Here is a 13,273-nt window from a genome sequence, read left to right on the forward strand (position 1 = left end):
ATTATAATAAATTATTTACGGTGCATCTGTCTTTCTCCAGTTGGGCTTTCAATTCTTCTAAGGAATCGAATTTGATGTCTCCGCGTACGTATTGAACGAATGAGACACGAATGCTATCATTGTAGATATCTCCGGAGAAATCCAGAATATTGACCTCCATGGATATGTCCTTCCCATTATTGAGTGTCGGACGGTCACCGATATAAAGCATTCCCTTATATCGTTCGCCTTCCACCTCCACCCATACGGCATATACGCCAATACCCGGAATGACTTTAAAAGGCTCATCTACCCGTATATTCGCCGTGGGAAATCCTAGCGTGCGTCCTACTTTATAGCCGCTGACGATATGGCCCAGCAATTGATAGGGATAGGTCAGTAAATAAGCGGCTTCCGCTACATTTCCGGCTTGAAGTAATTTCCGGATCTCGGAAGAGCTGACGGCCGTATTCCCTTCGTCATAGGGAGATGCCTTCAGCACCTCGATACCACATTCGGTGCCATAAACGACATATTGCTCGAAGCCATCCGTCCGATCGTGCCCGAAACGATGGTCATATCCGATCAATAAGGTCTTTACATGCAGGCTCTTCGCTAAAATAGAGGTAATGAATTCCTTGGCCGAGAGCCGGGATAGCTCGATCGTAAAATCCAATACGATGCAATAATCTACTCCGGTAGTCTCTAATTGCTGTAACTTTTCCTCGAAAGAATTTAATAGCTTCGGTTGGTAATCCGCATGCAATACGGCCCGGGGATGTTCCGGGAAGGTGATTACGGCCGATGGCAGGTTACGTGCTTTGGCTATCTCTTTCATCTCGTCGATTAAAAAACGGTGTCCTAGATGCACACCATCGAAAAATCCGATCGTAGCTACCAGTTCCTTTCCTTTCAGTCTGTCAAAATCTCTTACAACAATCATTGCGCCTTATTCATTTCTATTCCAATCGAAAGACAAATGTACGGGATAATTTTTAATAATCATGTTCTTATATATAGATACTTTACGTGTATGTTTACTGCAACCCGCGTTGCAGCAGAATTAGATACAGGTTGGTTTGGTTCGTTCTCGGGAAATATCTATATTTGCTAAGTATGAAAACGAAAACTCTACTCTGTATTATAATGATCCTGTCTTGGGGAATGTTGGGATCCGGACTAGCGGCGGAAGATATTCTTTTCAACCGTCTGGGAGTACAGGACGGTCTGTCTTCCAATGAGATCACTTGTATCCTGAAAGACCGGAAGGGGTTTATGTGGTTGGGTACCACTTCTGGGGTGAACCGTTTTGATGGGTATGAGTTTAAGCATTATAAATACAAGGAAAGCGGGTTGCCTTTTAGGGAGGAGCATGTCTCCGAGCTTCAAGAAACCGCCGATGGGCGTATTTGGATTACCTATAATACGGACCAACTTTGCGTATATGAGCCCGGTAATGACCGTTTTATTCCGGAGAAGGAAATATTAGATAGCTTACGTCTAGAGAATCCTCCCGCTAAGATATTTGTCGACAATGATAAACAACTCTATTTCGCTACCTATACGAATGAATTTTGCCGTTATGATCAAGCGAGGGGAAAGATTTATTCGTATCCGCTAAATAAAGAGGATGGCCGGGTTTGTGATATGAGTGACGTGGGCGATCGTCTATATGTAGTCCATACCTCGGGAGTGGTAGAGGGGATCGATAAGGCATCCGGAGAACCTGTCTATCGGGATGAGTATCTGACTCAATATGCGAATGCCCAGTTATTCTATGTGTTCGCCGATAGTGACGGGGATCTGTGGTTTTTCTTAAATCCCGGATATAGTAGAGGTCTCTTTCGCCTAAATCCCAAAAGCAAGGAGTGGAAACATTATACGACCGAAACCCCGGTCGCTTTATCCTCTATAATGGTGCGTGACGTGGCGGAGGATATGAACGGTAATATCTGGATCGCTACCGATCATGGCGGTATCAATATCTTGGATAAACGTCTGGACCGGATGCGTTATATACGAAATAACCCGTTTAACCAAACGAGTTTGAGCCAGAATAGCGTGATCTGCTTGTATCGGGATGATACGGGGATTATGTGGGCCGGCACTTATAAAAACGGCATCAACTATTATCATGAGAGCATTTTTAAATTCCAGACTATCCGGTACCCTTTGGAGTTGATGCGGGATATCTTTAACAATGACTTTAATTGTATCGTAGAAGATAAAGAAGGGGATCTGTGGATCGGTACTAGCGGAAACGGCCTATTACGTTACGATCGGGAAACCGGGGAGTATGTCCGCTACCGGGCGGGGCGGGAAAGCGAGAACGCTATCTCCGGCGATGTCGTGATTAGTATGGCGAAAGATTTGGATGGCAAGTTATGGCTGGGTACTTATATGGAGGGGTTGACCGGTTTTGACGGGAAACGTTTCAAGCATTATCGGGATATCCCGGGCAGTAAGGACGGCTTATCCAATAATAGCGTGTATAGTTTGTATGTCGATGCCAAGAATCGTTTGTGGATCGGTACGTTGGAAGGCGGCCTGGATTGCTTGGATCAATCTACCGGGAAATGGACGTATTATCGCATGGGGGATAAGGAGAATGCGATTAACTCGGATATCGTATATAGCCTTTCCGGGGATGAGAAGGGGAATATTGTCGTTGGAACTTCTTTAGGAGTGAACTGGATCAACCCGGAGACGGGGGCTGTTACTTCTTTTAACGGCACGAAGGATGGACGTTCCGTGTTTGAGGATCAAATCATCAATGTCGTATTTTGTGATAGCCGTCAATGGGTATGGATCGGGAGTAATCATGGGCTACATATATATGATAGGTTGAATGATAAGATGTATCGGTTGAACCATTCTTCCGGATTACCGGATAACAGCATCATGTCTATTCTGGAGGATAAATATCATACGGTTTGGGTGGGAACGAAGAACGGCTTATTGAATATCGTTCCGAATCGGGATACGGATAATAATTATACGTTCGATTGGAATAGCTATGATGAGAATGAGGGCGTTCAAGGACGTGTGTTTAACGTGAATAGCGCTTGCGGACTGGAAACGGGTGAGTTGGCGTTTGGCGGGACAAACGGTCTTACCTTCGTTGATCCTGCCCGGATACGTTATAATAGCTATGCTCCACCGGCGGTGATAACCGGACTTATGGTGAATAATGTCCCGATAACGGCGAGAGAGGCGTATGACGGGCATGTGATTTTGGATAAAGATATCACCTGTACCAAGCAATTGAAACTGAATTATACGGAACGTAATTTCTCCTTTACCATCTCTTCTTGTTGCTATTTCCTTCCTTTGAAGAATAAATATGCTTTTAAGATGGAGGGCTTCGACTCGGAATGGACTACCGTAAGCGCCTTGGAACGTCGTATTACCTATACGAACTTGAACCCGGGAACTTACACTTTCAAGGTAAAGGCGATGAATAACGACCGGATTTGGAGCAAGGAGATCACGAGCTTGCAGATCACGATCTTGCCTCCGTTCTGGGCTACCGGATGGGCAATAGCGTTGTATATCATAGCTGGTATATTATTGGCGTATGGCGTGATACGTTTTATTTTCCGTATCCAGCAAAAGAAGTTGGAGGAGGAGCAAGAACGGGCTACTGTGCGTCAGCAGCATGAGGTGGACGAGATGAAGCTTCGTTTCTTTACGAACGTAAGCCATGAGTTCCGTACGCCGCTAACATTGATCATGACTCCTTTGGAGAAGTTGATGAAAACGGAGAAAGACTTGGAATCCCAGCAAATATTGAAGTTGATCTACCGGAACGCCGACCGGTTGCTTAAATTGGTGAACCAGTTATTGGATTTCCGCAAGATCGATATGCAAGGGGATAGCTTGGTCTTGTCTACCGGCGATATTGTCCCGTTCGTGCGTGACGTGGCTTATTCCTTCAAGGAGCTTTCGGAGCAAAAGCGGATTCATTTCTCTTTCTCCTCGGTCTTCACGTCTCTCCCGATGAAGTTTGACACGGATAAGGTCTTCAAGATCGTCTCTAATCTACTGAGTAACGCTTTTAAGTTTACGCCGGAGGGAGGTACTATCTCGGTGACGCTTAGCTTGCGGTTGGAGAAGGAGGGAGAGAACAAACTGGTTATCGAGGTGTCGGATAGCGGTATCGGTATTCCTGCGGATAAACAAGGAGCTATCTTCGATCGCTTTTATCAGGTGTCTTCCCCGGATAAGGGAAATCCCGTGGTAGGTACGGGTATCGGCCTGCACCTATGCCGGGAATTCGTGCGGATGCATCATGGGACGATAACCGTGAAAAGCGAGCCGGGAGCGGGTAGTACGTTTACGGTTACGCTGCCGGTGATCCCCTTGGATAACCAAGATATTATCTCGGCTCCGGAAGGAATTGCCGAAGGGGATATCTTGCCTCCGGTTGAGGAGCATGCGGAGATCGCCGATAAGGATGCGTCTCCGGCGGGAAGACCTACGTTGCTGGTCGTAGACGATAACACGGATTTCCGGGAATTTATGAAGTTAAGCTTGAGTGGCGTTTATTCGGTACTCACGGCGGCGGATGGAGAAGATGCGTGGAAACTCATTCCGGAGGAGCTGCCGGATATGGTGATCAGCGACGTGATGATGCCTATCACCGACGGTATCACCTTATGCCGCCGGATCAAGGGAGACATCCGGACTTCCCACATCCCGGTGATCCTACTGACGGCAAAGTCCGCTAAAGATAGCCAACTGGTCGGTCTGGAAGCCGGTGCGGATGATTATATCAGCAAGCCATTCAATATGGAGATGCTTCTCTTGAAGGTGCGGCATTTGATCGAGATGAAGAAGAAGATGCAAAAGGCCTTTATGCAGTCCTCTACCATGGGCATCGCCTTGACGGAGGTACAAGCTAGCTCCATGGATGAGGAGTTGATGCGTAAGGCCATCGCCTATATCGAGGAGCAGATCGCCAATCCGGAGTTGTCTGTAGAACGGTTGAGCCGGGAGATGGGCATGAGTCGTGTGAACTTCTACAAGAAATGCCTTTCCATCACGGGTAAGACTCCGGTGGAGTTGATCCGTACGGTGCGCTTGAAGCGTGCGGCGCAGTTATTGGAGAAGAGCCAGATGCGGGTCAATGAGGTCGCGCTGGAGTGCGGTTTCAATGATGTGAAGTTATTCCGGAAGTATTTTAAGGATGAGTTCGGAAGGCTTCCCTCTGACTATCATAAATAAACTTCTTCTAAATAAATGCCACGTAATTAGGGGATATAACAAAATATCCCCTTAAAATAAACATTCTTCCCCTACCTTTTTACGGTTCTCCCCGTAACCCAAAACATTTATGGCTTCCTGTCCGCCGCAAACCCTTTAATTTTGCCAACGAATGAAGAACCATTTTTCTTGTATGGAAAAACCTGTTCGGACTCATTGCTGATCGGAAATAATTAAAGAATCTATAGAATATGAAACAACACATCGCGGTATTCACGTTAGGGCTTTCCCTGCTGACTTCCTGCATGACTGATTCCGCTTACCGGAAGGTCGAGAATGGCTTGGTCGCCGATATCCGTTCCGGACAGGCGAAGGCTGTTAAATTGGAAGTAATCTCTGATGATATTATCCGGGTAATCGCCTCTCCGGATGGTAAGTTTTCCAACCAAGTGAACTTGATCAAGGACACGAAATCGTTGCCCGCCCCATCGTTTCAGATAACGACCTCGGGGGATACGATCATCGTAAGTACGCAAACCACACAGGCCCGTCTTTCACGGGAGACCGGAGAGGTTCGCTTTACCGACGCCAACGGACACACGATCCTTCGTGAGAAGACAAACGGAGGCAAGGAATTTACGCCGATCGAGGTGGAAGGAACCAAAGGCTATACCTTACGTCAGGTATTTGAGAGTGAGGACGAGGAAGGGCTTTACGGCCTAGGACAGCATCAGAGCGATGAGTTCAACTATAAAGGCAAGAACGAGGAGCTTTTCCAATATAACACGAAGGTGAGCGTGCCGTTTATCGTTTCCTCAAAAGGGTATGGTGTACTTTGGCATAACTATTCCTTGAGCCGTTTCGGCGACAAGCGTCCATACGCCGATTTGGGCGATGTCTTTGGTCTATACGGAAAAGACGGGAGGGCAGGGGCGTTGACCGCTACCTACTATACGGATAAGGCGAAGAATTCCGTTTTAATCCAGCGGGATGAAGATAAGGTAGATTATGAGAATCTGAAAACCATCAAGAACCTGCCGGCAGACTTCCCGAAGCCGAGCGCTTCCGCTACTTGGGAGGGTGAGATCGAGGCGAAAGAGACGGGTACTTATCATTTCAAACTACATTACGCCGGTTATACCAAGGTATTTGTGAATAACGAGGAGATCATCCCGGAACGTTGGCGTGCGGCATGGAACCCGAATGATTACAAGGCTACGGCCGATCTGGAAAAGGGCAAACGTTATCCGATCCGTATCGAATGGTTGCCGGATGGAGATGTATCTTATATCGGCTTGAAGGTATTATCTCCGCTACCGGAGGAGGAGCGGGAGCGGTTGGCTTTCTGGTCGGAAATGGGGGATGATATCGATTACTACTTCATCAACGGAGAGTCTTCCATGGATAAGGTGATCAGCGGTTACCGCACGGTTACGGGCAAGAGCCAGATCATGCCGAAATGGGCGATGGGATTCTGGTTGAGCCGTGAGCGTTATAAGACGCAAGAGGAGCTATTGACCGCCTTGAACGAATACCGCCGGCGGCAGGTTCCCTTGGATGTGATCGTACAGGATTGGAGCTATTGGCCGGTAGACGCATGGGGTAGCCACGAGTTTGATAAGGAACGCTTCCCGGACCCGAAAGGCATGATTCAGGAAATCCACGATAAGGATGCCCGTATCATGATCTCCGTATGGCCGAAGTTCTATTATACGACAGAGCATTATAAAGAGTTGGACGCACTGGGTGCTATGTATCAGCAGGCGATTAAGGATAGTATCCGCGACTGGATTTATCCGGGTTATATCGGTTCTTTCTATGACGCGTACAACCCGGAAGCCCGCAAGCTTTTCTGGGAACAGATGAACGAGCATCTGTATTCCTTGGGCATCGACGCTTGGTGGATGGACGCTTCCGAGCCGAACGTACAGGATAATACGGATATCGAGTATCGCAAGGCGCTTTGCGGACCGACTTATCTGGGCCCGTCCACGAAATACTTCAACGCTTACGCTTTGGCTAACGCCGAGGCGATCTACGACGGACAACGTAGCGTAAACCCGGATGACCGTGTATTCCTATTGACCCGTTCCGGTTTCGCCGGCCAGCAACGTTATTCTACCGCTACATGGAGTGGCGATATCGGTACTCGCTGGGAGGATATGAAAGCGCAGATCAGCGCCGGCTTGAACTTCGCCATGTCCGGTATCCCTTACTGGACGATGGATATCGGTGGCTTCAGCGTGGAGAACCGTTATATGGCCGCTAAGGAAGGTAGCGAGGATTTGAGGGAATGGAGGGAGTTGAACAACCGTTGGTATCAGTTCGGAGCTTTCTGTCCGTTGTTCCGTAGCCACGGGCAATATCCTTGCCGCGAGATCTATAATATCGCTCCGGAAGGATCGCCTACGTACCAATCGATGAAGTATTATACCGAGTTGCGCTATCAATTGATGCCGTATATCTATAGCTTGGCCTCCAAGACGCATTTTGAGGATTATACGATCATGCGTGCCTTGGTGATGGATTATTCGGACGATGAGAAGACTTACGATATAGACGACCAGTTTATGTTTGGCCCGGCCTTCATGGCATGCCCGGTGTATGAGTATAAGGCTCGCGACCGTGAGGTGTACTTCCCGGCCGGCATTTGGTACGATTTCTACAACGGCAAGCGTATACAAGGCGGAACGACAATGGACGTGGATGCTCCTTACGAGCATATGCCTTTGTTCGTGAGAGCCGGCTCTATCGTACCGACCGGAAAGGTAATCCAGTCTACGAAAGAGGAACAGAAAGACTTAATCGTCTCTGTTTACGCCGGTGCCGACGGTTCCTTCACCTTATATGAGGATAATGGCGTGACCTACGATTACGAGAAAGGAAATTACGCTACCATCCCGTTTGTTTATGATGATGCGAGGCGAACGCTCACGATCGGCGCACGGGAGGGCGACTATCCGGGCATGATCCGCGAGCGTCAGATCACGGTACGTCTCATCACGCCGGAGAACCCCGCTGGCAAGGACGTGACAATATCTTACCAAGGTAAACCTCTAGTTGTAGAGACGGGGCGTGCCCCGTCTCAACCCCTCTAAATGGTAACTTTAAATAATACCCATCAGTCTGTGCTAAGACGGGGCACGCCCCGTCTCTACAACTGGGTAGTATCAATTAAACTATATAATCACTAATGATACCACTGATGAATCGGCCACTTGCGTGGCTTCTGGGCCTATTGCTCACCGCCTGTTCCCCCACCGGGGAGCAGGTGCGTGAACGTAGCCCATGGAATGACGATTGGAAATTTGCCTTGTCGGATAGCGTTCAGGATTATTCATCCCCGGACAGCGATGATTCCACTTGGCGTATCTTATCTTTACCGCATGATTGGAGTATCGAGGGGGATTTCTCCCTCGATAACCCGTCTACCCCGGGCGGCGGCGCGCTACCGGGCGGGATTGGTTGGTATCGAAAGACATTTACCCTTCCGGAGACGGATCGGGGTAAGGTTGTTTATGTTGATTTCGACGGGGTTTACCGGAATAGCGAGGTCTGGATCAATGGTCATTCGCTGGGATTCCGTCCGAATGGTTATGTATCGTTTCGTTATGACTTGACGCCTTATTTGAGGTATGGAAGCCAACCGAACGTGATTGTCGTGAAGGCGGATAATAGCGAGCAACCGAATTCCCGCTGGTATTCAGGCTCCGGTATCTACCGTAACGTATGGTTAGTAAAGGTGAATCCGGTACATGTGGACAACTGGGGTACTTTCGTGCATGACATGAGGATCTCGCCGGAGGAGGCTACCTTCTCGTTGGAGGTGAGAATAAGGAATAGCTCGGAGGCGGATAGGGATGCCGAAATCTCTACCTCTATTTACGATGACCGTAACAGAGTTGTTACGGCACCCGTAACAACTCTATTACGGGTACCGTATACGCCCTGTTACGACGCCCGTATGCGGGAGGCATCTGTCGATCATCAGTTCTCGATCCCAAATCCCAAGCTTTGGAGTCCCGATTCTCCCTCGCTCTACACGGCCGTCACGGAAGTGAAAGTGGCTGGTAAGGTGGTAGATCGTTACGAGACGGTATTCGGCCTTCGCTCGTTCCGTTGGGATTCCGCTACCGGCTTTTATTTGAATGATAAGCCTTTGAAGATAAAAGGGGTTTGCCTGCATCATGATTTAGGCTGTCTGGGTGCCGCCGTGAATACACGGGCTATCGAGCGCCAGCTACAGATCATGAAGGAGATGGGTGTGAACGCGATCCGTACCAGCCATAACGCCCCGGCACCCGAGTTGCTGGATCTTTGCGATCGTATGGGCCTTCTGGTACAGGATGAGTCTTTCGATATGTGGGAACGCCGTAAGTCCCCATACGATTACGCCCGGTATTTCGCGGAGTGGCACGAGCGGGATTTGACGGACGAGATCTTGCGTGACCGGAATCACGCCTCTGTTTTCATGTGGAGTATAGGCAATGAGGTACTTGAGCAATGGAGTCATGCCGACGCTACCGAGCTGGATCTGCAAGCGGCGAACCTGATCTTGAATGCCGGCCATGCCATCGATCCCGCTTTGCTGAAGGATACGACCCTTAGCCGTCAATCCTTGATCACCCGTCATCTGGCGGCTATCGTGAAACGGCTAGATACCTCCCGGGTCGTTACCGCCGGCTGTAACGAGGTAAACCCTGCGAATCATCTGTTCCGCTCGGATGCCTTGGATGTGCTGGGCTTCAACTACCATGAGCGATATTTCGAGCCGTTCCTCCGGAATTTCCCCGGAAAGAAACTGATCGTGAGCGAATCTACCTCGGCCTTGATGACCCGTGGCTATTATGAGATGCCGTCTGATCATATTTATATCCGTCCGGAATCGTGGGACAAGCCTTTCGAGGCTCCCGAGCATGTTTGCTCCTCTTATGATAATTGCCATGTACCTTGGGGCTCTACGCACGAGAAGACTTGGCATCTGGTGAAGACGCTTCCGCATGTATCCGGCCTGTTCGTCTGGACGGGTTTCGATTACTTGGGAGAGCCTACCCCCTATTGGTGGCCCAGCCGGAGCAGCTTCTTCGGTATCGTGGATCTGGCGGGTTTCCCGAAGGATGTATATTATATGTATAAAAGCGAGTGGACGGATGAACCCGTATTGCACATTTTCCCGCATTGGAACTGGAAAGAAGGCGAACCGGTGGATATCTGGGCCTATTATAACAATGCCGATGAGGTGGAACTATACCTAAACGGAAAGAGCCTAGGCGTACGACAAAAAACGGACAGTACCTATCATGTCTCTTGGCGTATGCCTTTTACGCCCGGAACCTTGAGAGCCGTCTCCCGCTTAGGGGGTAAGGAGGTCTTGGTGAAAGAGATCCATACGGCAGGAGAGCCGGCCCGTTTGGTCTTGACACCGGATCGTAGCGTCATCCAAGCGGATGGCTCGGACCTATCGTTTGTAACCGTAGATGTATGCGATATCGATGGTAACCGGGTTCCCGACGCTACTCCATTGATCCGTTTCTTCGTGGAGGGCCCGGGTGAGATCGCCGGAACGGATAACGGAGATCCGAACGATCCGAACAGCCTCCGTAAACCGAAACGGCAAGCTTACTATGGAAAAGCCTTGGTCGTGATCCGGAACAAGGGCGGACAAGGCGACATCCACTTAAAAGCCATAGCCGAGGGCTTACCCGAGGCGACGGTAACGATTCAAGCGCAATAATAAACCTATAAATAAAAAGGAAATGAAAAAGATAATAGGCGTGATCGCTTGCGGGCTATTCTTGAACGCGGCTGCCGCAAGCTCGCAGGTCACGGATAAAGAGAAGGTACAAATGGAGAAACGTATCGAGAAACTGATTAAGAAGATGACCTTGGAGGAAAAGGTCGGATTATTGCATGGTAACTCAAAATTCTATGTTGCCGGAGTAGAGCGTCTGGGGATTCCCGAGTGGAGCTTGAGCGACGGGCCTCACGGGGTACGTGCGGAGATCAATCGCCACGACTGGGCATATGCGGGTTGGACAAATGATTCCGCCTCTTATTTCCCGACCGGCACGGCTTTCGCCGCCGCTTGGAATCCGGAGTTGGCTTACCGTCGGGGCGAGGTGCTGGGCGAGGAGGCTCGCTGGCGTAAGAAGGATGTGTTGCTGGGCCCGGGTGTGAATATCATTCGCTCCCCGCTTTGTGGCCGTAACTTCGAGTATATGAGCGAGGATCCTTATATGAACTCCGTATTGGCGGTCGCTTATATCAAAGGCTTGCAGAGCCGTGACGTGGCTTGCAGCGTAAAGCATTTCGCCGTGAATAACCAAGAGACAAACCGTACGACTGTCGATGTGGAATGTAGCGAGCGTGCCTTGCGTGAGATTTATTTACCCGCTTTCAAGGCGGCCGTACAGGAGGGAGGCGCCTTGACGGTAATGGCCGCTTATAATAAATTCTGTGGGGAGTTCTGCGCGGAGAATAACTACTTGGTTCGCAAGATCCTTCGGAATGAATGGGGATTCGATGGCGTATATGTAACCGACTGGGGAGCCGCCCATAGCACGGTTCCTTCTATGGAGGCCGGCTTGGATCTGGAGATGGGCACGCTGATCGATAAATATGAGGATTGGTATTATGCCAACCCCTTGATCGAGGCTGTTAAATCTGGTAAGATTCCTATGAGCTTGGTGGACGAGAAGGTGGGCGATGTCTTACGTGTGATGATCAAGACGAATGTCTTGGACCCGAAAAAGCGTTTCGGTCCCGGCTCCATGAATACGAAAGAGCATCAGCAAGCCACTTACGACGCGGCTGCCGAAGCCATTGTCTTATTGAAGAACCAGAATAATCTTCTCCCGTTGGATTTCTCCTCGATCAAGAGTTTGGCGGTAATTGGCGATAACGCTACCCGCAAACATTCCAATGGTGGCTTGAGTTCCGAGATCAAGGCGGTTTACGAGGTAACTCCATTAGAGGCGCTTCGTGCGAAATGGGGCGATAAGGTGGATATCCGTTTTGCCCAAGGCTATGAGAAGTTATCTACTTTCGTGGAGGGAAGCAATAATGGGCAAAGCTCTGGTACTTTCTCTTCCAAGACACAGGAAAGCGACGCATTATTGAAAGAGGCGGTAGAGGTTGCCCGCACGAGTGACGTGGCCCTTTTGGTTTGTGGTTTGAACCATGATTATGATACCGAGTCGTTCGACCGTCTGAATATGGATATCCCATACGGGCAGGTTGAGTTGATTCAAGAGGTGGTAAAGGCGAATCCTCGTACGATCGTGGTCATGATCGCCGGATCGCCGTTGAATATGGCTGCCGTAGATATTTGTTCCCCGGCTATCGTTTGGGCTTGGTTCAACGGCATGGAAGGAGGAAATGCCTTGGTAGACGTATTATCCGGCAAGGTGAATCCAAGCGGAAAGATGCCGTTCACCACTCCCGTGAGCTTGGATCAATCTCCGGCGCATGCGTTGGGCAACTTCCCCGGCAGGGATCTGAAAGTGAATTATGAGGAAGATATCTTGGTCGGTTACCGCTGGTTCGATACGAAGGGGCTTCCGGTCGTTTATCCGTTTGGTTACGGCTTATCCTATACGACATTCAACTATTCCAATCTGAATACGGATAAAAAGACGTATGATCAAGCGGACACGATCCAAGCGACTTTCACCCTAACCAATACCGGAGACCGTGAAGGAGCTGAGGTGGCCCAATTGTATGTAAGCGATCCGGTTTGCTCCGTGATGCGTCCGGTCAAGGAGTTAAAAGGCTTCAAGAAGGTATTCCTTAAACCCGGTGAGAGTCGGCGAATCACGTTGGACATCCCCGTATCCTCTTTAGCTTTCTATAGTGAGGCACAAAGCCAATTCGTCGTAGAACCCGGCGAGTTCATCCTCCAACTAGGAGCCTCCGCCTCAGATATCAAGCAGAGAATCAGCGTGGAGGTGAAATAACTACCCAGTTGTAGAGACGGGGCGTGCCCCGTCTCTACAAATAGATATTGAAAAATAACCGCTAGGACATTTTTCGTTACATTTCCTTGAACAAGAGCGCATCTATAGAGTTATATCCATATAATAACAATATA

5 protein-coding genes are annotated in these 13,273 nt (G+C 49.3%); 4 read left to right on the forward strand and 1 reads right to left on the reverse strand.

Features of this window, described 5'->3' with window-relative positions:
• Position 1 precedes the first annotated feature (1 nt).
• Positions 2-922: a riboflavin biosynthesis protein RibF gene (gene ribF, locus ACYIA1_RS16750; RefSeq protein WP_005860214.1), complete on the reverse strand. Its 921-nt coding sequence runs from the start codon at positions 920-922 to the stop codon at positions 2-4.
• A gap of 203 nt (positions 923-1,125) precedes the next feature.
• On the opposite strand from ribF, the gene ACYIA1_RS16755 reads away from it, so the two are divergent.
• From ACYIA1_RS16755 to ACYIA1_RS16770, 4 genes are all read left to right on the forward strand, one after another.
• Complete coding sequence (locus tag ACYIA1_RS16755) at positions 1,126-5,205, forward strand: hybrid sensor histidine kinase/response regulator transcription factor (protein WP_005863573.1); 4,080 nt, start codon at positions 1,126-1,128, stop codon at positions 5,203-5,205.
• A 230-nt stretch (positions 5,206-5,435) separates the two neighbouring features.
• A complete protein-coding gene (locus tag ACYIA1_RS16760) occupies positions 5,436-8,282 on the forward strand; it encodes a TIM-barrel domain-containing protein (RefSeq protein WP_480336000.1) in 2,847 nt (948 codons plus the stop codon).
• A 107-nt stretch (positions 8,283-8,389) separates the two neighbouring features.
• A complete protein-coding gene (locus tag ACYIA1_RS16765; RefSeq protein WP_005863570.1) occupies positions 8,390-10,918 on the forward strand; it encodes a glycoside hydrolase family 2 TIM barrel-domain containing protein in 2,529 nt (842 codons plus the stop codon).
• A 22-nt stretch (positions 10,919-10,940) separates the two neighbouring features.
• The gene (locus ACYIA1_RS16770; RefSeq protein WP_480336003.1) at positions 10,941-13,139 is read left to right on the forward strand and encodes a glycoside hydrolase family 3 C-terminal domain-containing protein; all 2,199 of its coding nucleotides are present in this window, start codon (positions 10,941-10,943) and stop codon (positions 13,137-13,139) included.
• The last annotated feature ends 134 nt before the right edge of the window (positions 13,140-13,273 follow it).

The sequence above is a fragment of the Parabacteroides sp. KHUB-02 genome (assembly GCF_056640955.1).